At 38.7% G+C, this 21665-nt stretch carries 20 protein-coding genes and 1 tRNA gene; 5 read left to right on the top strand and 16 right to left on the bottom strand.

Features of this window, described 5'->3' with window-relative positions:
* Positions 1-20 precede the first annotated feature (20 nt).
* From nusA to PESP_RS05680, 3 genes are all read right to left on the bottom strand, one after another.
* The gene (nusA, locus tag PESP_RS05690) at positions 21-1520 is read right to left on the bottom strand and encodes a transcription termination factor NusA (RefSeq protein WP_089347167.1); all 1500 of its coding nucleotides are present in this window, start codon (positions 1518-1520) and stop codon (positions 21-23) included.
* A gap of 38 nt (positions 1521-1558) precedes the next feature.
* The gene (gene rimP, locus PESP_RS05685; RefSeq protein WP_089347166.1) at positions 1559-2014 is read right to left on the bottom strand and encodes a ribosome maturation factor RimP; all 456 of its coding nucleotides are present in this window, start codon (positions 2012-2014) and stop codon (positions 1559-1561) included.
* Between the two features lie 281 nt (positions 2015-2295).
* Positions 2296-2372, bottom strand: a tRNA-Met gene (locus PESP_RS05680).
* A gap of 382 nt (positions 2373-2754) precedes the next feature.
* On the opposite strand from PESP_RS05680, the gene PESP_RS05675 reads away from it, so the two are divergent.
* Together PESP_RS05675 and PESP_RS05670 are read left to right on the top strand one after the other, a co-directional pair.
* On the top strand, positions 2755-3216 hold the full coding sequence (locus PESP_RS05675; RefSeq protein ID WP_089347165.1) for a globin: 462 nt from the start codon (positions 2755-2757) through the stop codon (positions 3214-3216).
* Positions 3217-3402: 186 nt separating this feature from the next.
* Positions 3403-4959, top strand: a complete 1557-nt coding sequence (locus tag PESP_RS05670; RefSeq protein ID WP_089347164.1) for a cryptochrome/photolyase family protein — start codon at positions 3403-3405, stop codon at positions 4957-4959.
* 55 nt (positions 4960-5014) lie between these two features.
* On the opposite strand, the gene PESP_RS05665 is transcribed toward PESP_RS05670, so the two are convergent.
* The 9 genes from PESP_RS05665 to PESP_RS05625 all read right to left on the bottom strand — a co-directional run bounded on the left by PESP_RS05665 (position 5015) and on the right by PESP_RS05625 (position 14616).
* Complete coding sequence (locus PESP_RS05665; RefSeq protein ID WP_089347163.1) at positions 5015-5461, bottom strand: Hsp20 family protein; 447 nt, start codon at positions 5459-5461, stop codon at positions 5015-5017.
* A gap of 233 nt (positions 5462-5694) precedes the next feature.
* Positions 5695-6225, bottom strand: coding sequence for a redoxin domain-containing protein (locus tag PESP_RS05660; RefSeq protein WP_089347162.1), 531 nt, complete (start codon positions 6223-6225; stop codon positions 5695-5697).
* 140 nt (positions 6226-6365) lie between these two features.
* Positions 6366-7760 (bottom strand): sigma-54-dependent transcriptional regulator, encoded by a 1395-nt coding sequence (locus PESP_RS05655; RefSeq protein WP_089347161.1) that lies wholly within the window; start codon positions 7758-7760, stop codon positions 6366-6368.
* Positions 7761-7771: 11 nt separating this feature from the next.
* Positions 7772-8143 (bottom strand): Hpt domain-containing protein, encoded by a 372-nt coding sequence (locus PESP_RS05650; protein ID WP_089347160.1) that lies wholly within the window; start codon positions 8141-8143, stop codon positions 7772-7774.
* 107 nt (positions 8144-8250) lie between these two features.
* Positions 8251-9063: a putative bifunctional diguanylate cyclase/phosphodiesterase gene (locus PESP_RS05645; protein WP_245852146.1), complete on the bottom strand. Its 813-nt coding sequence runs from the start codon at positions 9061-9063 to the stop codon at positions 8251-8253.
* Between the two features lie 308 nt (positions 9064-9371).
* Positions 9372-9662: a hypothetical protein gene (locus tag PESP_RS05640; protein ID WP_089347159.1), complete on the bottom strand. Its 291-nt coding sequence runs from the start codon at positions 9660-9662 to the stop codon at positions 9372-9374.
* 483 nt (positions 9663-10145) lie between these two features.
* A complete protein-coding gene (locus PESP_RS05635; RefSeq protein WP_089347158.1) occupies positions 10146-12953 on the bottom strand; it encodes a PAS domain-containing hybrid sensor histidine kinase/response regulator in 2808 nt (935 codons plus the stop codon).
* Positions 12954-12963: 10 nt separating this feature from the next.
* The gene (locus tag PESP_RS05630; protein WP_089347157.1) at positions 12964-13557 is read right to left on the bottom strand and encodes a cysteine hydrolase family protein; all 594 of its coding nucleotides are present in this window, start codon (positions 13555-13557) and stop codon (positions 12964-12966) included.
* Between the two features lie 21 nt (positions 13558-13578).
* Positions 13579-14616 (bottom strand): response regulator, encoded by a 1038-nt coding sequence (locus PESP_RS05625; protein WP_089347156.1) that lies wholly within the window; start codon positions 14614-14616, stop codon positions 13579-13581.
* 266 nt (positions 14617-14882) lie between these two features.
* Between PESP_RS05625 and PESP_RS05620 the strand changes: the two genes are divergently transcribed.
* From PESP_RS05620 to PESP_RS05610, 3 genes are all read left to right on the top strand, one after another.
* Positions 14883-15146, top strand: a complete 264-nt coding sequence (locus tag PESP_RS05620) for a GrxA family glutaredoxin (protein ID WP_004587283.1) — start codon at positions 14883-14885, stop codon at positions 15144-15146.
* Positions 15147-15308: 162 nt separating this feature from the next.
* Entirely contained in the window at positions 15309-17126 is a 1818-nt protein-coding gene (locus PESP_RS05615; protein ID WP_089347155.1) for a DEAD/DEAH box helicase, read from the top strand.
* Between the two features lie 115 nt (positions 17127-17241).
* Positions 17242-17844: a hypothetical protein gene (locus tag PESP_RS05610; protein ID WP_245852144.1), complete on the top strand. Its 603-nt coding sequence runs from the start codon at positions 17242-17244 to the stop codon at positions 17842-17844.
* 79 nt (positions 17845-17923) lie between these two features.
* On the opposite strand, the gene PESP_RS05605 is transcribed toward PESP_RS05610, so the two are convergent.
* The 4 genes from PESP_RS05605 to PESP_RS05590 all read right to left on the bottom strand — a co-directional run bounded on the left by PESP_RS05605 (position 17924) and on the right by PESP_RS05590 (position 21581).
* Entirely contained in the window at positions 17924-19480 is a 1557-nt protein-coding gene (locus PESP_RS05605) for an AbgT family transporter (RefSeq protein ID WP_089347154.1), read from the bottom strand.
* Positions 19481-19626: 146 nt separating this feature from the next.
* The gene (locus PESP_RS05600; RefSeq protein ID WP_058547390.1) at positions 19627-19902 is read right to left on the bottom strand and encodes a YfcL family protein; all 276 of its coding nucleotides are present in this window, start codon (positions 19900-19902) and stop codon (positions 19627-19629) included.
* A 4-nt stretch (positions 19903-19906) separates the two neighbouring features.
* Complete coding sequence (locus PESP_RS05595) at positions 19907-21037, bottom strand: ATP-NAD kinase family protein (RefSeq protein WP_089347153.1); 1131 nt, start codon at positions 21035-21037, stop codon at positions 19907-19909.
* Positions 21027-21581, bottom strand: a complete 555-nt coding sequence (locus tag PESP_RS05590; RefSeq protein WP_089347152.1) for an elongation factor P hydroxylase — start codon at positions 21579-21581, stop codon at positions 21027-21029. Before PESP_RS05590 ends, PESP_RS05595 begins: the two co-directional genes overlap by 11 nt.
* Between the last annotated feature and the right edge of the window lie 84 nt (positions 21582-21665).

The raw sequence follows: 21665 nt of genomic DNA, 5'->3' as shown, positions 1-21665 counted from the left end.
GTAATACCTCCGTTAATAAATTACTCGTCTGCGAACCAACAAATATTACGTGCAGCCATAATTAACTCACCTGCTTGTTCAGGCGAAAGCTCTGTAATATCTACTAATTCATCAATACCTTGCTCAGCTAAGTCTTCAAGTGTTACTACACCTTTGCTTGCCATAACAAATGCTAGATGACGTTCTAAACCGTCAAGCGCAAGTAAGTCTTCAGCTGGCTCTACGCCTTCTAAGCTTTCTTCCGTTTTAAGTGCTTTCGTTGTTAGTGCATCTTTTGCACGTGAACGTAACACATCAACAGTTTCTTCATCTAAGCCATCGATTTCTAAAAACTCTGAAGCAGGTACATACGCTACTTCTTCAAGTGTTGAGAAACCTTCGTTGATAAGTAATGATGCAAATTCATCATCAATATCTAAGTTTTCAGTAAATAAGTTAATTAACTTATCTGACTCAGCTTCATTTTTAGCGCGCATGTCATCAACAGTCATTACATTTAGTTCCCAACCAGTTAACTGGCTAGCTAAACGAACATTTTGACCATTACGACCGATTGCTTGTGCTAGGTTATCGGCTTCTACCGCGATATCCATTGAGTGAGTGTCTTCATCCATTACGATTGAAGCCACTTCTGCTGGCGCCATTGCGTTAATAACAAACTGCGCTGGGTTGTCATCGTAAAGTACGATATCGACACGCTCACCACCAAGTTCTGATGATACAGCTTGTACACGTGCACCACGCATACCTACACATGCGCCTACTGGGTCAATGCGCTTGTCGTTAGATTTAACGGCAATTTTAGCGCGAGAACCAGGATCACGTGCTGCGGCACGAAGCTCAATCATTTCTTCGCCAATTTCTGGCACCTCAATGCGGAATAATTCCATCAGCATTTCTGGTTTAGAACGCGTTACGAATAACTGAGCGCCACGCGCTTCTGGCTTAACTTCGTAAAGAAGACCACGGATACGATCGCCTGGGCGGAAATTTTCGCGTGGCAGCATGTCGTCACGGTAAATAACCGCTTCTGCGTTGTTACCTAAATCAAGTACGATTGCGTCACGAGTGGCTTTTTTAACCACACCAGTTACTAACTCGCCTTCTTGATCTTTGTATGCTTCTACCACTAGCGCACGCTCAGCTTCACGTACTTTTTGTACGATAACTTGCTTAGCCATTTGTGTAGTTATGCGGTCAAATTTGATAGATTCAATCTGTTCTTCAACATAATCACCCATTTGCAAATCAGGTTCTTCAACTTGAGCTGCTTCTAGCGTAATTTCGCTGTATGGGTTTTCTAATGAACCATCTTCTTGAACTTCTGCAATCTGCCAACGACGGAATGTATCGTAATCACCAGTTTTACGGTCGATTGATACACGCACTTCAATTTCGCCATCGTGTTTTTTCTTTGTCGCTGTCGCTAGAGCGAACTCTAGAGCTTCAAAAATCTTTTCTTTTGGAACCGCTTTCTCATTGGAAACGGCTTCAGCAACCAATAATATCTCTTTTGCCATGGGTAATGCCTCGCTTGCCCTATTCCTTCGCACTCGAATTAAAACTTTGCGATGATGTTCGCACGTTCGATATTGCTAAGCATGATTAAGTGCTCTTCGCCATCGCTTTTAAGTGTGATCATATCACTGCTAACTGCTACTAAGTCGCCTTTAAAATTACGGCGACCGTCTTGTGGAAGCTTAGTACGCACGCGTACTTCCTCTCCTTGCGCCTTCTCGTAGTGATCTTGTTTGAATAATGGACGATCAACACCAGGAGACGATACTTCCAAATCATATTCGTTTGTAATTGGGTCTTCGACATCTAAAATCGCACTTACTTGGCGACTCGCATCCGCACAATTATCTACTGATATTCCGTCCTCATGGTCAATGTAGACCCTTAAGGTAGAATGGCGACCTGCTTGTACAAACTCAAGACCATGTAATTCAAAGCCTAACATTTCTACCGCAGGCGTAAGCATGGTTAATAAATCTTGCTCAAGTTTTGTCACGAAAATCCTCCATACAAACAAAAAAAGGGCTTATAGCCCTAAAATACTGAGTTTAAGTTTTGATTTAATGACAAAGCCATAAATCAATGGTGCAGATACAACAACGCCCCGAACCAAGCGGGGCGTCACACCAATAAAGCATAAAACTGTGTGGCCTCAGGCCAAGCTTGGCTGCGGGTCATAGTACTGACCAAATTAAACTACATTAGCTTAAACGCAAAACGCGCATTACTTAGAATGCGCGATACAGAATTAGTAAGGTTTATACCTACTATAAAGATTGGTTGCGGGAGCCGGATTTGAACCGACGACCTTCGGGTTATGAGCCCGACGAGCTACCAGGCTGCTCCATCCCGCGCCAATAGATATTAAACCTAAAATTCAATATCGCTGTTAGCTGTTAATTAACCGCTAAACAATGGCGGCTATTATAAGGATGTACGGGGTAATTAGCAACCATAATAACGAATAAGTTTGATAAAACCGCCGATCCTACGTTTTAAGCTTAGCCTGTATGTATTATGATTATGGCGGCTTTAAAAATAAAAATTTACCCTCATAAAAGCTACGTAAAATAAAGCATATTAATTAACTAAATATTTAAAATTCATAAAACTGATACATTTTTATGCTTTTTACGTTTAGATTACGTGCGATATTTGAGCTAAGCACTATAATAAAGGCTCACCGATGTGGATAAAAATAAAAATAAAAATTATAAATACTTAATGAGATAGCAAATGAATACTTATCAGCCACAATTAATTAAAAGCTTGAACGCAATCAAGCCTAACTTCCATGCTTTTACAGCACGGTTTCATGGCAAGCTTGAAGCATCTGCCATTACAATGCAGTACCCAAGTGCAGCTTACTTTAATGAGAAAAGCTACATTTTGTACTGTGTTTTAGAGCGTATTGTAAGGCATTTAGATAACCCGTCTTCTGTTGCCCCTTTTTTGACGCACCACTTACAGTATTTAAAAAAAATGAATGCAACTGCCAAAGACATTACAATATTGTGTGATGCTTTTTATGACACGCTAAGTGAACATTTAGGACGTTTATTTACTTCGCAAACTCAATCGGCATGGCAACAAGCACTTAGATACTTTGAAAGCTTTGCTAATACAGCATTATTTAAAAAATCTAACGTGGTATCGCTTGAGCAAAAAATTAGTGAGCTTCGTAGTAATAAAGTATAACTTGAAAGCTAAAAGCTTAGTTGTTTACAAAAACAGTTAAGCTTTTAGCATTCTTCTACCCCCATATCCCCTAACCCGCAATTCAATATCATCTCTTGCTTAGCAACGCTTTTATTACTTGATAATGAAAATAGACATAAGATCGCTGTATTAAATACTTACGTATGATTCAAATTTAGGTTTGTTATGGCTAACTTCAAAGTATTGCGTCTTATTCTAGGCGACCAACTTAACGCGTCACATTCTTGGTTTAAAGAAAAAGACCCTGACACACTTTATTTAATCGCAGAACTAAAACAAGAAACACATTATGTTAAGCACCACGTTCAAAAATTGTGTGCTTTTTTTTATGCCATGGAGCGATTTGCTGTTGCATTAAAAACTGCAAATTATAATGTGCTTCATCTTAGCTTAGATGAAACCTGCCAAGATAAAACACTACCAGATTTGTTAACGCGTATTGCCAATACTCACAACTGCACAGAAATACACTACCAATACCCTGACGAATATAGGCTTAAAAAACAATTATCTGATTTTAAAAAAAATAGTACATTTGAAGTGACTGCCTTTGATACCGAGCACTTTATGTTGCCGTTTGAGCGCATTACAGAACGTTTTGAAAAAAATAAGCATGTCACTATGGAGCACTTTTATCGCTCTATGCGTAAGCAATACAACATACTTATGGACGGCGATAAACCACACGGTGGAAAATGGAACTATGACAGTAATAATAGAAATAAATTTAAAAAAGCTGATATTGCAGCCATTCCGCAACCTAAGCTCTTTAATAATGATGTAAGTTCTATTTTATCTCGGCTTAAAAAACACAATGTAAGCTACTTTGGTGAACTAGAAAATAACCAAGTACCTTGGCCGCTTACACGTAAACAAGCACAAAGTTGCCTTGCTTATTTTTGCGAGCATTTACTTAAGCATTTTGGTCAGTTTCAAGATGCTATGACTGACCAAGTAAACAATAACGCAAGTCTGTACCATAGCCGTTTGTCGTTTGCGCTAAATGCTAAGTTAATTCACCCTCTGTATGTTATTGAATATGTGTTGCGGGAATTTAATGCCAATAAAGACATGATTTCTATTTCTCAAGTAGAGGGTTTTATTAGGCAAATACTTGGCTGGCGGGAATACGTGCGCTGCGTATATTGGATAAACATGCCTGAATACGCAGATAAAAACCAATTAAATGCCACACAGACCCTCCCCACTTACTTTTGGGATGGAAATGTAAAAATGAATTGCCTAAGCCATGCATTAACGCAAAGCTTAGAAACAGCGTATGCCCATCATATTCAGCGATTAATGATTATTGGTAATCTTTGCTTACTTACAGGTATACACCCTGATGAGGTAGATAGTTGGTATTTAGGAGTTTACATTGATGCAATTGAATGGGTTGAAATGCCAAATACACGTGGCATGAGCCAATTCGCAGATGATGCAATTATAGCTACTAAACCCTATGCAGCCAGCGGAAATTACATTAATAAAATGAGCGACTACTGTAAAAACTGCCAATACGACGTAAAACAAAAAGTAGGTGAAAAAGCATGCCCATATAATAGCTTATACTGGCAGTTTATGAATAAACACCGCTCTTTACTCGAGAAAAACCCGCGCATAGGCATGGTTTACAAAAACTGGGACAAACAAGATGAACAACTCAAAGAGCGAACACTAGCACAAGCCAAGCACTATTTAACAAATTTAAATAAGTTATAAAAATTAAAAAGCCGCCTCATTGAGGCGGCTATATCCAGGGAAAATTTAACGGTTATTATTTACCTTCGAGTAGGTTACCACCGCCAATTTCTATTTTACGTGGTTTGAGTGCTTCTGGAATTTCGCGTTCTAAGTCAATGCTTAGTAAACCATTAGCGAGATCTGCACCCAATACTTTTACGTGATCCCCAAGTTGGAATTTGCGCTCAAAGTTACGCTCTGCAATGCCTTGATGAATAAATTTTCGCTCAGCGTTTTCATCTTTATTTGCTTTAGTGCCCGCAACTTTTAACGTGTTGTTCTCTGACTCAATAGTCAGCTCTGTTTCACTAAAACCAGCTACAGCCATAGTGATTCGGTATTTGTCTTTATCTAGTGCTTCGATATTGTATGGAGGAAAGCTAGGCTGCTTGTCTGTGCGAGCCGCGGCATCCATTAAAGATGCTAAATGATCGAAACCAATGAATGAACGATAAAGTGGTGATAAGTCTACTGTACGCATAATAATATCCTCATATATAAGCGATATAATGTTGTAACTTTTCGTTTGAACAAGCACAACATAATTAAATTAATAATATAAATTTCAATTACTTCTGTTTAGTTTGGGACCCATCAGGCGTCCTCACTAAACTATTTATGGGCAGTAAAATTGTTTTCAAGTAAATAAAGTAAAAAATTTTTAAAATAATAAAAAAAGGCACAAAATGTGCCCTTTTCAATCGTTAGTATTCATTATTTTATAAACGTACCACGAATTGGATAATCGTTTTCCCGTGAAAATTTAATTCCTGCTAATACCTGCTTAAGGCTTGGGCGAACAAACGGGCTATTTGATTTATCTAGCATCTGAACTTGGTTATCTTCATTTAGAACAATAATGCATGGCTCTGCAAATGGATGGTCGGTTTCGGCATCACTACGAGGCTCGCTTATGTATAAACCTAAGTCAGTCATTTGCTCTATAGTCAAATTATAATAAAGCGGAAAGTTCACATCTATTTTTTCAAAGTGCTTTTTAAGCTGTGCTTCACTGTCAGCACTTACTGCTACAACTTCAACACCGGCTTTAGAAAAATCATCATGCATGGTTGCTAATTCGTTAAGTTGCTCAGTACATTTAGGGCAATGCTGCCCTCTGTACACCACTATCATTTTCCACGGTTTTTCACTTACGCGGTCAACTATATTCACATCATTGTGATCTAAATCGCTTACTACTAACGGCTGCATTACGCTGGCTGGTTGTAAATTAACGTTACTCATTGTGATCTCCTTTTACTATTAAACTTGGGGTGTAGTAATAGAGCTTAGGGTATCTTTTTTTATTTCAACCATGAAAATGTAACCAAGACGTTTTTTTGCTCACGGTGTCGTTTTAATTACACCGCTAATGTGGAGGGATGTTAAGACCAACCTTTTATTTTTCTATATATTGTAGATGCACTTACACCTAAATAAGCAGCGGCGAGTGGAATGTTATCGTCACAAATTTCTATAGCAGATTCAATAGCACGCTTTTCTATTTGCCATAATGGCTCTATGTCATGTACACCCATTAGCGCACCTGCTTGTGTGGGGTTGTTTGCAGGTAGTGTACTCGCTGTTTTTACAGAAGCGGTAGAGTCAACCCCGAATGAGCTAGGTAGCATATCTAGCTCGATGACTTCGCCTTCATTAATCACAACTGTATTTTCAATTACGTTTTGTAGCTCTCGGATATTTCCTGGCCAGTCATAATTACAAAACAGCTTTTCTACCTCTGGTGAAAAACCTATAAACTGCTTTGCATTACTCTCACTTTTTTGTTTTAAAACATGTCGAGCAAGTAGCAATATATCGTTACCACGCTCTCTCAGTGGCGGTAATTTAACAGGAATAACATTAAGTCTATAGTATAAATCTTCTCTGAATCGCCCTTCAGCAACCTCTACAACAGGGCTACGGTTAGTTGCACAAACAAGCCTTACATTACTGTGTAAAACTTCGCTACTGCCCACACGATTAAATACACCTGTTTGCAAAAACCGCAATAATTTAGCTTGCAGGTTTAGCTCCATTTCGCATAATTCGTCTAAAAATAAAGTTCCTCCGTTTGCAACTTCTACCGCACCTTTTCTATCACTTAATGCACCGCTAAAAGCGCCTTTAACATGGCCAAAAAATTCTGACTCAAATAAGTCCGCAGGAATAGCGGCACAGTTTATCGCGATAAATGGACCTTTATTTCTTGGGCTTGCATCATGTAACGTTTGTGCACATACCTCTTTACCTGTGCCGCTTTCGCCAGTAATAAATACGCATGCTTTACTTCGAGCGGCACTATCTAACAGCCTAAAAACTGTTTGCATCGCTAAAGATTCACCAATAAACCCAGATGCGCTGTGAGACTCTTCTTGAGGAACATTTTGAGGTAATGATTCTTTTTGGGTAGAGGCACTTTCTACCGCGCTAACTAGGCGCTGGCCTGAAAATGGCTTTTCTAAAAAATCGAAGCCACCTAAGCGCATAGCCTCAACGGCCACATCAATAGAACTGTTAGAAGTTATCATCACTACATTAGCTGGGGTAGGTTGCTTTTTAACAAACTGAAGAACTTCAAGCCCGCTTATATCTGGTAAACATACATCTTGTACAATTACATCCGGCATAACTTCTTTTATAGCAACTAATGCAGAGTAACCGTCTGTAAAATGTTTACATTCATACCCCGCTTGCTCTAATTGGCTAGCATATAGTGCACCACTAGCAATACTATCTTCTACTACATACACCAACGCTTTTTGTTTGGTTTGATTCATAGCACAGCCTCTTAGGTAATATTTTTTGCCATAAGCTGATACGCATCATGGGTTTTTTCTAAGTTATGCTGAACTATTTGTGCAGCGCTAATATTCTCTTTGATATTTACAGGAGGTGAATCATGTAGCTGACTTGCAAGGGCCGCGAGCGTCATAGCTCCATAAAGCGCTGCAGAATTTTTAAGGACATGCATTATCTCTTTAATTTTATCTACATTTTGCTCTTCAATAGCAGCGTCTAAGCGTGTAAGCATTTCTTCAAGTTCATTAATAAATAAGTTTACCAACCTAACAAGCGTAAGTGAGCCAACGTCTTGCTCAAGCTGAGCCAAAACATGTGACTGGGTAATACTATTATCGATGTATTCTTCTGGTATTGGCATAAAAGGCCTTTATTTATTATTGTGCTAAACAGCTGTATTTTATGTTTTATACTTTTAGAATAAGTTGTTTTTCGCATTTTGCAAATCAAGACATACCACTTTATAGATCATTTAACCCACGTTGCTGTGCTATTTTCCAAACTACTTGGTCTACCTAATAAATAACCTTGCGCTACATCGCAGCCTAACTGTTCAAGGATTTGTAATTGCTCTCGCTGTTCAATCCCCTCTGCTATCGTTTCTAAGCCTAATCGCTGGGCCATAGCTATAATCGCACTGCATAAAGTAAAGTCTTCATTATTAGTTGCAATTCCATTAATAAAGCTGCGGTCAATTTTCAATCCATCAATATTAAACTGCCTCAATAAGCCAAGCGAGGCGTAGCCAGTCCCAAAATCATCCAGCCAAACCTTTACACCTTCTTTATTAAATTGCTCGAAGGTTTTAGCAATTTTATGAGGGCTATGGATCAAAGCCGTTTCAGTTAATTCTACTTTTATTGAAGCCGGATCAACATTGTGTTTTCTTAGCAGCTTCATTACCTTAGAAAACACATCACCTTCAATAATTTGTACCGGTGAAATATTTAAAGAAATAGTGATGCCCTCCATCCCTATTTTTTTCATTTTGCTAAAGTCGTGCAGGGTTTGCTCTAATATCCAATCACCTAAATCGAGTATCATTCCTGACTGTTCTACATGCGGAATAAATTCATCAGGTCCAACAATACCGTAGCGAGGAGACTCACATCGAACTAAAGACTCAAAGCCCATAAGTTGACCCGAGGTTAACGACACAAGTGGTTGATATACCATTTTAAAGTAATGGTTTTTCATAGAGTGAGCCATTATTTGCTCAAGTTCATGCCACCGAGCCATATTGACCGTATTTATAGACTCTAAGGTATTAAAAGCATTCATAATTTACTCCAAAATTAATGACTCACGAGAACTACTTGTAAATAGCAAATTGCAGACCATATTCGCCCCCTAACAAATAAAAATAAAGTCTTTAAAAACAACCGGCTACATAAACAAAAAAACCTAACCTCAATTAGTTACACTTTTTTGCATTTTGCAAATCACACTGAATTGCAAGTTGATGGCTTAAAGCTAATTTTTAGGTGAGAGTGAATTAATTACAAAAGCCTATTTTTGAGAGAGCATAAAAAAGCTGGCCTAATTGCTTAGAGCCAGCTGAAAAGTAAATACTAAAGGAGAAGTATTAATTAGTTATTCAAACCTTGCGTGTTTTGATTTGCGTTTTGCTGTTCGATATTTTGCGCGAAATTTAACGATTCACTTTCAAGGTCATTGGTATTTGGGGTAGATGAATTGTACTTAGTAGCAAAAATTTCAGTATTCGCTTTATTAACGGGCTCAATTGTCACTGTGCCTCTTAACGCTGTTGTACCTACTATTACTGCAGCAACGATAATAATAGACAGAACCATTAATTCAGGTGTTAATACAAAAGACATCTTTTTTGGTTGCTGTTTTACTTTAGTGTTTGTTTGCATAATGAGTACCTTTAAAATTAATAGCGACTAAATTTGATTACATATCAGCGATGAAAACGCTTTACTTACCTGTACTATTGCGAAGGCTGTGCCAAAACGACGAAGTTTTTAATTAAAAAATTTAATAGCATAAAATTCAGAGGTTTAAGTTTAAATTAAAATGATTAACGAAAATTTTATTTAAACTTTATTAGAGTAGTTAATGTGAAGTGTCATTATGGTTTGCAAAATGCAAATCAATTTAAAAAACATACCTAACAACTAAGTGAGTTTTAGTTGTTAGTTAAAAGTAATTAGTTTTTGTGCCGTTTTTTAATTATTTTACCGTTTACATGCCTTTAAATAGAAGAAATACAATTTTAAGAATAATAAATAAGCCCTCTCTAGCATTTTGATAAAAGCGTCATTTTTAAAGCCTTTACCTAATTTATAGCTAAAGAGCCTAAAACCAAGACTAAGCACTAAAAATGGGTGATAGCAGCTTTATTTTAAAAGCGTCCATATTTCGCTCATACGCTCAAGTTTTGTATGTTTTAAGTTACTTAATTTAGGCAGGTGCTTATCTAATAACGCGTTAAGCTTATTACCAATAATAGGTTTTGCTAAATAGTCATTCATACCTGCTTCAATAAAACGCTCTTTATCGCCATGAATTGCATTTGCCGTTAAAGCAATAATTGGCGTAACTATAGATAACTCCCTTATTTTTTTTGTTGCAGAAATACCATCTAAAATTGGCATTTGTATATCCATAAAAATTAGGTCAACTGTTTGATATTGCACTTTTTCGAGTGCTTCTTGTCCGTTATTTGCTATTTCTACAGAGCAGCCTTGTTGCTCTAAGAGTTGTTTAACGACAATTTGATTGTTTTTATTATCTTCAACTACAAGAACATACGTACCTTTAAATGGCTGATTAACCTTTTTTTGCCCGTTGATAGCTGTATCTTTTTTATTCGTAAAAATTATATCTAAATGAAACAACTGTTCGTCTAATATAGAAATAGCACGAGGTAAATGTGAAGGTTTAAAAGGGCCATTAACTCTTAACATTCCATCGCTAGGGACAGCTGCTTTTTGAGTTTTACCAAGCAAATCTATAAACAAAAGACAGGGCTTATTTAGGCAGTCATAACTTTTTAAAAAATGTTCGGCTGTCAGTAAATCATCTTTATTAGTAACAACAATAGCGTCCGGTGTGATAATATTTTTGGGTAACGCATTAATATCGCTAAACCCGGTAAAACCAATCGAGTGACGCGTTAGCATATGCTCTATCGCTTGATTTAAAATAGAGTAGCCACTAAATATCCATACTTGCGGCTTTTTGCTTCTAGCCGAAAACCCTTCCCTTTGCACACTGTCGGTTGTATCAATTGAAAGTGGGTAATTTACAATAAACTCACTGCCTTTGTTGAGCTCAGAACTTACCGAAATACTCCCACCAGCTGCATCACATATTTGCTTGCAAATAGCTAACCCTAAACCACTACCACCGTGCTCTCTGGTAATTGAGTTGTCTGACTGAATAAATGGCTTAAACATGCTATCAAGTTTATTTTTAGCTATGCCTATCCCAGTATCTTTAATGCTAAGTTGCAGGGTAAAATTATTATTATCAAATTCTATACATTTTGCTTTTATAATAAGCGAGCCGGTTTGCGTAAATTTAATTGCATTAGAAAGCAGGTTTATAGCAATTTGCCTAATCCGCACATGATCCCCCACTACTTGTGCAGGCACATCGGGGTAAAAATCGAATATTAATTCTAGGCCTTTTTGTACGGCGCTTTCGCTAACAATATCGATTGCTTCTTCTAGGCAGGTGTCGAGGCTAAAGGGTTGGTTATCTATAGAGATAGCTTGCGCTTCAAAACGCGAGTAAGTTAAAACATCGTCTAAAATACTAAGCAACGCATCTGAGCTTGTTTTTATCATTTGTGTATAACGTTTTTGCTCAGTAGTTAGCCCAGTGTCGTGCAGAATGTCGGCACACCCTATTACCGCATTAAGCGGCGTACGTATTTCATGGCTAATATTGGCCATAAAACGACTTTTTGATTCGGCTAAGGTTTCTGCTTGGTGCTTAGCATCAAGTAATATTTGCTCTGCCACTACACGCTCTTGAATATCAACAACGGTTGCTGCTATTGATGTTAAGCTGTCGTCGTTATAAGACTTTATTGGCGTAAGGGTCATTTCAACCCAGTTCTCTTCACCTGTAGTCTTAGTAAAACGTACATCAAATCGCTCTATACCGCGGTGTCCATTTTGATACCGGTTTAAAACATCCCTAACCTGCTGCGCATCTTCAGTAACTATAAAATCATCAATTGGCAGGCCTATATTTTTGGCTATATCTATCTGAAAAAAGTCTTGCCACGCTTTATTCATAAACAAAAGTTTACCCTGCTCATCTAACCTTAAAACAATCTCAGGGATATTATCGACCACTGAATGATAGTTGTATTCTATCTCTGCCATTGCTTGTTCGGCTTTAACTCGCTGCGTAATGTTTGTTTCAATTGCTATAAAATGCCTAACTTTATCGTTTTCATCTTTTACTGGCGTGGCATCTATTGCAACCCAGTATTCATTGTTATATTTATCGTAATTAACTGTTTCTATTTGAAAAGGCTGACCATTTTTAACCGCTTTAGACATTAACTGACGAGATGCTAAATTAGTTTTCGGTCCTTGTAGTAATTTCCCAGGACTCAGCCCTATAACTTCCTCGCACCTATAACTGGTTAATGTTTCAAAGCTTTTATTTACCCACTCAATTTTGCCAAATTGGTCGGTAATAATAACTAAATTATTTGTGTGGCTGGCGACTAAAGATAAACGCTTTGCGTACTCTTGCTGCTGGGTGAGAAGATACTGAAAATCTTTATGTCTTTGGATGTCGTGTAACGACCCTATAAAGCCACCATTGTCATCACACGCTAGACGAAGCTCAAACCAATTAGCTAAACCATCACTATTATTTATTTTAAGTTCTAAACTGGTATTTGATTCACCATCAAGTACAGAGCATGTATACGCACTAAGTTTTAAAGCATCTTGCTTAGTTAGCAGCGATGTTATTTTTTTACCTATTAGCATTGGGGATGTAAAACCGAGCTTACTTTGCCAAGCTTCATTTACGTAACTAAATGCTAAGTTTTTATCGCATTCAAACACGCACTCATCTAGTAATGCTAATAACTTAGATTGCCTGCGCGTATTAGCAGAAAGCTGCTCTATTAACGCGTAATGTACTTGAACTTGTAGCTCATCTTTCTCTTCCATATACGCCTCATTAGTCAATTAGTTCTTGATGGCTACACACTGTGGCGTATAGAGGAAAAACTTCTTCGCAATAAAATGATTGCTCAAATGGTGTTCTACTCGAGGTACAGTCACTTAAAACCGTTACATTAAAGCCAAGCTCAACTGCTGAACGCGCCGTTGAATCTATGCAAATTGAGGTAACAGTGCCCGCTAAAACAATATCAGTGATGTTGTTTTTAGTTAGCGCAGCACCAAGCTCTGTATGTGTAAAAGCGTTTAGCCCGCGTTTGCCTGGTATTTGTTTAATACGCTGAGCGTATTTTTCAAGCTCTTTAATGCCTTGCGCGCCATAAGAACCGGCTTTAAATGCCCCAACCTCGGCTATTACTTTTAAAATACCTATTGGGTTTTTAAGTTCACTGTAATCTTGTGTAAAGTGGATAGGTGTACTGAGAACCAGTGCAAAATCTTCAATATGCCTCTCAAGCAAAGACAATGTATTGTTTACCACTCCCGTCACCCTTGAAGACTCCTCAATAACTTCATATAAGATTCCATCAGATGAAAAATAATCGTTTTGAAAACCGATAAGTAACAATGCTGTTTTAGATAAATCACTCATAATGCTTTCCTTAATTTGCTTTTAAGCAGCCTGCCAAGGCTTAATGAACTCTTCTAGCACTGCCTTTGTAACGGGCTTTTGAAGGTAGTGGGTCACTCCCTTATCAAACAGCTGGGCAATTTCTTGCTCCTCTGTAATACCCGTTAAAATCACTTTTGGTGTTTCATTATTAGGCGTATTTTGTTTGTTTAACTGCTGCGCCACGTCACTGCCAAACATGCCTGGCATACGTTCATCTAAAAGTAACAAGTCAAACGACTCTTGTTGCGCAATTAACAAGGCGCTTGAACCATTTTCCGCACATGTCACAGAGCAACCCAGCATTTCCAGCATCACCTTTGTTGCCACTTGGCTTGGTAAACTGTCATCTGCAACTAACACAGATAATCGACTTTGAGCCTGCAAGGTGCTCATAACAGCGATTAAATCGGTATCAAAGAATGGCCATGCTAAAATTGCTTGAGTTGATAATTGGTGCTCCTGTAAATCGCTCAAAGCATCAAAACTACAGAGTTTTATTGTGTTATCTGTTGCGCTAGCAGTCGATAAGCTGTTTAACAGCACTTGCCCGCTAAGTTGACGCATATCACTAATGGTAAGTTGTTCGTGATTTTGCTCACCTGATGATAAGAAATTAAAACCATAATTTTGCTCTGTTACCTCTGATAAAAAGTTAAGATTTTCAATTATGTCGGATTTGTGGCTTTGTACTGTAAGGTGTTGTTTTTTTATATCGTCGTATGAAACTGGCTCTCTGGTTGCCAATAAGCCATGGATATCAATGGTGTGCATATTTGGGTTGGCATCTACCCAATAGTTAATATTGATGCCTTGTAAATTTGCTTCTACTGTTAAAACAAAACTACTTTTGGCTTGGGAGAGTGAAGGCAGAATAAACGCTTCGCATTGTGTGATCATTTGCTCTGGTGATACCTGCAAACATATATAATTACACTGCAATTTATTTATAAGTGTAATAGCTACATCACTATCTGTTGTTAGGCAATGACGTGCAATCACCCCTTGTATTACTTCTAAAACATGACTGTTATCACTCATCACAAAATCCTAGTTAATCTAGCTTATGGCTTTAATAATCAATTTATATGCCACTAAAATAAGTCCAATTAAGGCTATGAATTTCTTTATATAAAAATATATCGGGGGTTTAGTCGGGAAAACTTTTGCAATTTGCAATTCAAAATGCATAGCAAATGAATAACTTTAGAGGTTTGCGTTAAAATAGAATTAACCAATCGATTTTTTGCGCTTTAAATTATTGATTAATCATTTAAAATGATAGTAACTAAATTGAGGAGAGTACTATGCTAACAGTAATTTTTGGCCGTGAAGGCTGCCCATTTTGTGTACGAGCTAAAGACGTTGCCGAGCAACTATCAAATGAACGTGACGATTTTAAATTTCGTTACATCGATATTATCAAAGAAGGCATTAGCAAAGCTGACCTTGAAAAATCAGCAGGCAAACCTTGCCCAACTGTGCCACAAATTTTTGTAGATCAAACTCATATTGGTGGGTTCACTGAATTTGAAGCCTACGCAAAAGAAAATCTAGGCCTTTACAAATAACGCTTTGTATATAGCTTGTTAACCAGTTTAAAAAATCAAATTATTAAACTGGTTAAATTTCGACCAACATCAATCACATACAAATTAGTTGTAATTTATACAAGCAATTGCCTCGTATTTCCTATACAATGCGCGCCTCTTTAAATTCGTTGAGGCGTATTAATGTCAGAACCAGTCACGTTTGAATCTCTAAATCTTTCTCCTGCAATTTTAAAGGCAGTTGAAGAGTTGGGTTACAAGACACCATCTGAAATCCAAGCTCAATGTATACCGTTATTGCTAGAAAGAAAGGACGTACTGGGACTAGCACAAACGGGTACAGGTAAAACTGCAGCATTTGCACTGCCGTTATTAAACAATATTGACCCGTCTGTGAAACAGCCACAGATCCTTGTACTCACACCTACACGTGAGCTTGCGATCCAAGTTGCTGAGGCATTTGAACAATATGCAAAAGGTACTCGTGGTGTTGAAGTATTAGCACTATACGGTGGCCAAAGCTACAGCATTCAATTAAGCGCACTTCGTCGTGGCGCACAAATTATTGTTGCTACTCCGGGTCGATTAATCGATCACATAAACCGTGGCACTATCAAGTTTGATGCTTTACAAGCACTTGTACTTGATGAAGCCGATGAAATGTTACGTATGGGCTTTATCGATGATGTAGAAAACATCATGGAAAAAACACCGCGCGAAAAGCAAACATGTCTTTTCTCTGCGACCATGCCTAAGCAAATTCAAAACATCAGCAGCAAATATATGAATAACCCTGAACAGGTTCATATTTCTGCGCGTAACTCTACAGTATCGTCTGTTGAGCAAGTGTTTTGGAATGCTCACGTACACAAAAACAAAGCGATTGTTCGTTTCTTAGAAGCAGAGCAATATGAAGGTGCTATTGTTTTCGTACGTACACGTAACGATACAGTGCAGCTTGCTGAATTATTAGAGCGCGAAGGTTTCTCTGCTGCTCCACTTAACGGTGACATGAACCAGCAAGCGCGTGAGCGCACTGTAGACCGTTTAAAAAGCGGTATGCTAAACGTTGTTATTGCAACAGACGTAGCAGCACGTGGTCTTGATGTAGACCGTTTAAGCTTAGTTATAAACTACGATATTCCACAAGACTCTGAAGCCTACGTTCACCGTATCGGCCGTACAGGTCGTGCTGGTCGTACTGGTAAAGCAATTTTATTCGTTAAGCATAACGAACGTTATTTACTTAAAAATATCATTCGTCATACTAAATCTGAAATTGCACAAGTTGAGCTACCTACAGCTAAAGTAGTTGAAGAAAAACGTATCAATGCACTTCAAGAAAAGCTTACGCTTGCGCTTGAAAACAAAGACATTACGTTCTTCAATGAAGTTGCTGCTAACATGGCACAAAAATTAGATCTTTCTTTTGAAGACTTAGCGGGTGCATTACTGTGTTTAGCACAGCAACAATCACCTATTAAAGTTGAAGAAGTTAAGATTCAGCCTCGTAACGAGCGTAATACACGTAACGAGCGTGGCGATCGTAATGACCGTCGTCGTAACGAACGTGGTGACCGCCCTGAGCGTAAACCTCGCGAGCGTAACAGCCGCGATGCAGGCCCTATGGATACATACCGTATCGAAGTAGGTCGTGAACATGGCGTACAGGTTAAAAATATTGTTGGCGCTATTGCTAACGAAGCTGATATCTCAAGCAAGTTTATTGGTGACATTCGTCTTCACGACAGTCACAGTACGGTACAATTACCGCAAAACATGCCTAAAGATGTACTTGATCACTTCCAAAAAGTGTTTATTTGTAAACGCCCAATGGGTATGACACTTACACAAGATCAAGGCCCAGCTGAGCCACGTGGTGAGCGTTCTGAACGCCCTAGTGGTGATAAAAAGCGTAGCTTTAACAAAGACAACCAACGCGGTGATAAGCGTGGCGGTCCTCGTAAAGAACGTCGCCCTGTGAGCTTCACATCTAACTAAGCTTTATAGCTTATGTTGTAAAAAACCTTGCCACGAAAGTGACAAGGTTTTTTTGTTTTGAAGCTACAGTAAAAAACAAAAATTCAGTAAACTAAACCACGACTATGATTCACGGATGAATTCAAAATTGAAAAAATATTATGACAACTTGCTCTTTGCAGCAATAATAAGCTTTCCAATACTGAGCATTGCCATGCTTATGTTAATGGATTTTACCGATCCGCCATTTATCGAAAATAAAATTTATGAGGCTATTTTTTATATAGCGCTTCCTATTTTTTGCGGGGCATCATTTATCTATCTCCATGTACTTGTTATCAAAAAATATAGACGTTGCAGTGACTATAGAGAGCACCTTAAAGATAGCTTGTCAGGTGTAAAAACTAAATTATCATTAATATTCACCTACCCATTACTCCCTTTGTTAATCTATGCGACTCTCTATTTTTTACTCTCTGCCCCCATTGAGTTATGGGCTTACTACACGCAAGGCGACTATTGGTATAAGGAGTATATCCTCACGGATGTACAAGAGTGTGGAACGGATTATGAAAATAGTTGTACTCGCTTATACTTTAAAGATCCTAAAACAAACGAAACACACGATTTTAGATGGTACGACGATAAATCTACAATAATGAATAACAAAAACGATTATGTGTATATTGTTGGTGAGGCCAGTTTGTTTGGCTATATAGTGAGAAATTTAGAAAGGTAATTAAAACTTCTTTTTGCATTGCAGTATTTTTCTATAAAACCTCACTCAATTGAGTGAGGTTCATAAATTAAGGTTTAAGTTAAGGTAACGCCGGATAAACGTAACTCGCATCTAACCCTAACGGAATACCAAGTGCCCAATACCCTAGCAAGAAAATACTCCAGCCAATCATAAACGCGATTGAGTAGGGGATCATAAGTGCGATAAGCGTGCCTATACCGGTGTCTTTTACATACTTTTGGCAATACACCACAACCAGTGGGAAGTACGGCATGAGTGGTGTAATTATGTTTGAGCTAGAATCCCCTATTCTGTACGCCGCTTGTGTTAAATCTGGCGATATACCCAATTGCATAAGCATAGGTACAAAAATAGGCCCGAGTAACGCCCACTTTGCTGAGCTTGAGCCAACAAATAAATTTACAAAGCCGGTTAAAAATATAATACCCACAACAGTTACGGCGCTAGGCAGCTCCATTGCTTTTAAAAGCTGTGCCCCTTCAATGGCCATTAACGCCCCTAAGTTAGACTTAGAAAATGCAGCAATAAACAACGCACAAAAGAACGCCATAACAATGTAATAAGCCATACCACTCATCGCGGTGCTCATGGCGTCTATCATATCTTTAGACGTTTTAAAGGTACCGACAGTAAAACCATACACGGCACCAGGTATCCAAAATAATAAAAATATTAGCGGCACAATAGATTGCATAAGGGGCGATCTAAAATTGGTCAGTGAGCCATCGGCACTGCGCATTGCTGAATCGGCAGGAGCAGATACAAAAGCTAATAAAACAAGCCCTGCAATCATTACGCTACTGGCTATAAAAAAGGCGCGCTTTTCATCACTTTTTGCTTCATCAAACGCAGGTAAGTTTTGGGTATCTTCATTAAGCGGCGTGTTTTTCAAACGTGGCTCAATTATTTTGTCAGTGATATACCAGCCTAGTAACACAATAAATAAGCTCGAAGCCGAAGTGAACGCCCAGTTATTAAGGGGATTTATTGACATATCGGGGTTAATAATTTGCGCCGCACTTTGCGTAAAGCTTTGCAGTAAAGGGTCTATTCCAGATGGAATAAAGTTAGCTCCAAAACCGCCGCTTACGCCGGCAAATGCCGCTGCAATACCCGCTAATGGGTGTCGCCCCGCAGCAAAAAATATAACTCCCGCTAAAGGGATCACTAAAACATAGCCTGCATCGGTTGCTGTATGGCTTACAATAGCAACTAAAATAACTGACGGTGTTAGTAACTGTTTAGGCGTTACCTTTAGCATGAGCTTAAGGCCTGTATTGATATAACCCGAGTGCTCAGCTACACCAACACCTAACATAGCAACCAGTACCACGCCTAATGGGGCAAAGCCTGTAAACGTTTTTACCATAGAGGATAAAAACGAAGCGAGTGAATCGCCCTCTAATAAGTTATTTACAACAATGGCTTGGCCTGTACGTGGATCAATGGCATCAAAACTAACGCCCGATAACCACCACGAACACACCCAAATAAGTAGCATCGCAAATAAAAAGATAATGGCGGGATCGGGGAGCTTATTACCAATACGCTCCACAAAATTTAAAAAGCGAGCAATGGGCCCCGAGGGTACTGCGGCTTGATTATTGTTATTCATTAAAAGCTCCCAAATTAGGTTTTAGTAACAATATACCATTAATATGCAACAGTAAATTAACCAATAAATCTATTTTAGGCACAGCGTTGGCATAAAAAAGCGGCTTAATATATTAAGCCGCTTTTTTATGTATTTGGTAGGTTTAGTTAAGCAAGTGCTTTAACTTCTTCCCATAGGCGCACAACCAGTGTTTTATCTTCTTCGTTTAGTTCGCCATTGCGATAAGCTTTAACTAAGCTTTGCTCTACGGTTTCGTTTAGCTCATCAATAGAAATTGTTAACTCTTCTACTTCTGCATAACCAACAGCAAGGTCAAAATGACCTCGTAAATAACCGCCAGCAAACAGCTCGTCGTCGGTTGCTTTTACAACTAAATCATCAAAGTATTGCTGGGCTGCATCAATATAATTCACTAAACTCATTGTGTTACTTCTCCTGGTTATCATAACCGACAGCATACATAATATGGTCGTTATAGCCGGTGGTTACTTTAATGTAACCTGTTAATTCGTCGTCTAAAGTGCTGTCGCCTGTATCACAAATAAGTGGGCGGCCATTCAGCGCTTGTAATTTGGTTTTAGTTGCCACTACGATAATATTGTCTTTACCAATAGCGCGGATAAGCTCAGGGCTTAATTGCTGATTACCTCGTCCAAATATATGGCCTTGCCCGCCAATAAGCGTAATAACGAGTTGAGTTGCGTGACTGCGAGTGTAATCAAGTAGTTGGTTGGCCGTTAAATCTTGCGCTATAAGGGTTTGGTCTTTAATTAAATCTACACCTAATAATGTGTTATCAAGTCCCATTTCTTGCATTATGGCTTCAACGGTTGAGCCGCTTCCAATGATATAAAAAGTGTCATCGTCCATTTCGCTCACTACATGGGCGGCTATATCGGCAAGCACTAATTCGTCGGTTTCTTTTCCACCATTTTTAACGGCTTGTACATAACGTACTTCGCTTGGTATTTGCATTTCACCGTAGCGCTTAGCTTTTACCGTACCTTGCCTGAAAGCGTCTTCATCTATATCCATTACATCGGCATCAGCAAGTGTAACTAGCTCGCCTTTTACTAGCATTTCTACTACGCGGCCGGCGGCTTTAGGTGTAATAGCGTACACACCAGAGTGAATTTTACAGCCTGCGGGTATTCCAAGCACTGGGGTGGTATCTTCTATGGCGTGGCAAATATTACGTGCTGTACCGTCACCCCCTGCAAAAAGCACTAAATCTACACCTAAGTTTTTAAGTACTTTGGCAGCGGCTTCAGTGTCGTTAGGTGTTGTTAGCGTATTTGCGCTATAAACAACCTCAACATTAAAACCCAGCGCTTTTGCAGCGTGTTCGCCCATATCGCCATTTACAGTGTAAATAGTTAGTTGGCTTTTATAAGGTAATAGCACTTCAAGCGCAGCTTGAGTGCGGCTGTTGGCCTTAGCTTGTGCACCTAACTCAATGGCCTTTGCGGCTGTATTTTCACCATCACTGCCTTTTAAGGCAACACTGCCGCCAAGCCCTGCTACAGGGTTAATAATTAAGCCTAACTTAAACTGCATTTTGTAACTCCTGAGGATGACGCCAATTAAACTGCTGAGCAGTTAATGGCCACGGCGTGTTATAAAAATTACTTAGCGCTTTTAATAGTGTATGTGTACGTGCGTTAACACCCTGCTCTATTAATATTAATACGTGCTGGTGAACCCTAGCCTGAAAATCAAATCGGCAAGTTTGCTCACCATTTAAATTATCTACCGATACGTTAAATTCAAACCCTGCAGCTTTACTGAGTAACCATTCAATGGCTTGTGGTTTTACTTCTACGTTTTCAAACTCAGCCTGTTTTTGCTTATCTCGCCCATCTGGGCAGTACCAATAACCATAATCTTCACGCTTTCTTCGCTCGGCTCCGGCGATAAGCCAATGGGCTATTTCATGCAAAGCACTGGCGTAAAAGCCATGGGCAAACACCACCTGGTTAAATGCAATTGTATTATTGGCAGGTAAATAAATAGGCTCATCATCGCCTTTAACTAAGCGTGTGTTGTGGCTTTGGTAAAAAGCAGAATCAAAAATTGAAATGAGGTCAGCTATTTGATGCATAAAAATTGATTAATTCGTCTCGGTTGCAGCGCCACATTAGCGCACTAAAAACGAGACGAATTGTACGGGCTTTTACCTTTAAAG

This window comes from Pseudoalteromonas espejiana DSM 9414 (assembly GCF_002221525.1).
In the GTDB taxonomy this organism is placed as follows: domain Bacteria; phylum Pseudomonadota; class Gammaproteobacteria; order Enterobacterales; family Alteromonadaceae; genus Pseudoalteromonas; species Pseudoalteromonas espejiana.
Note: the sequence above shows the minus strand (reverse complement) of the source record. Positions and strands in the feature narration are given on the sequence as shown.

Coding starts and splice junctions, on each gene's coding strand:
- nusA (WP_089347167.1), bottom strand. CDS start 1,520: ATGGCAAAAGAGATATTATTGGTTGCTGAAGCCGTTTCCAATGAGAAA.
- PESP_RS05675 (WP_089347165.1), top strand. CDS start 2,755: ATGAATACTTATCAGCCACAATTAATTAAAAGCTTGAACGCAATCAAG.
- PESP_RS05670 (WP_089347164.1), top strand. CDS start 3,403: ATGGCTAACTTCAAAGTATTGCGTCTTATTCTAGGCGACCAACTTAAC.
- PESP_RS05665 (WP_089347163.1), bottom strand. CDS start 5,461: ATGCGTACAGTAGACTTATCACCACTTTATCGTTCATTCATTGGTTTC.
- PESP_RS05660 (WP_089347162.1), bottom strand. CDS start 6,225: ATGAGTAACGTTAATTTACAACCAGCCAGCGTAATGCAGCCGTTAGTA.
- PESP_RS05655 (WP_089347161.1), bottom strand. CDS start 7,760: ATGAATCAAACCAAACAAAAAGCGTTGGTGTATGTAGTAGAAGATAGT.
- PESP_RS05650 (WP_089347160.1), bottom strand. CDS start 8,143: ATGCCAATACCAGAAGAATACATCGATAATAGTATTACCCAGTCACAT.
- PESP_RS05645 (WP_245852146.1), bottom strand. CDS start 9,063: ATGAATGCTTTTAATACCTTAGAGTCTATAAATACGGTCAATATGGCT.
- PESP_RS05640 (WP_089347159.1), bottom strand. CDS start 9,662: ATGCAAACAAACACTAAAGTAAAACAGCAACCAAAAAAGATGTCTTTT.
- PESP_RS05635 (WP_089347158.1), bottom strand. CDS start 12,953: ATGGAAGAGAAAGATGAGCTACAAGTTCAAGTACATTACGCGTTAATA.
- PESP_RS05630 (WP_089347157.1), bottom strand. CDS start 13,557: ATGAGTGATTTATCTAAAACAGCATTGTTACTTATCGGTTTTCAAAAC.
- PESP_RS05625 (WP_089347156.1), bottom strand. CDS start 14,616: ATGAGTGATAACAGTCATGTTTTAGAAGTAATACAAGGGGTGATTGCA.
- PESP_RS05620 (WP_004587283.1), top strand. CDS start 14,883: ATGCTAACAGTAATTTTTGGCCGTGAAGGCTGCCCATTTTGTGTACGA.
- PESP_RS05615 (WP_089347155.1), top strand. CDS start 15,309: ATGTCAGAACCAGTCACGTTTGAATCTCTAAATCTTTCTCCTGCAATT.
- PESP_RS05610 (WP_245852144.1), top strand. CDS start 17,242: ATGAATTCAAAATTGAAAAAATATTATGACAACTTGCTCTTTGCAGCA.
- PESP_RS05605 (WP_089347154.1), bottom strand. CDS start 19,480: ATGAATAACAATAATCAAGCCGCAGTACCCTCGGGGCCCATTGCTCGC.
- PESP_RS05600 (WP_058547390.1), bottom strand. CDS start 19,902: ATGAGTTTAGTGAATTATATTGATGCAGCCCAGCAATACTTTGATGAT.
- PESP_RS05595 (WP_089347153.1), bottom strand. CDS start 21,037: ATGCAGTTTAAGTTAGGCTTAATTATTAACCCTGTAGCAGGGCTTGGC.
- PESP_RS05590 (WP_089347152.1), bottom strand. CDS start 21,581: ATGCATCAAATAGCTGACCTCATTTCAATTTTTGATTCTGCTTTTTAC.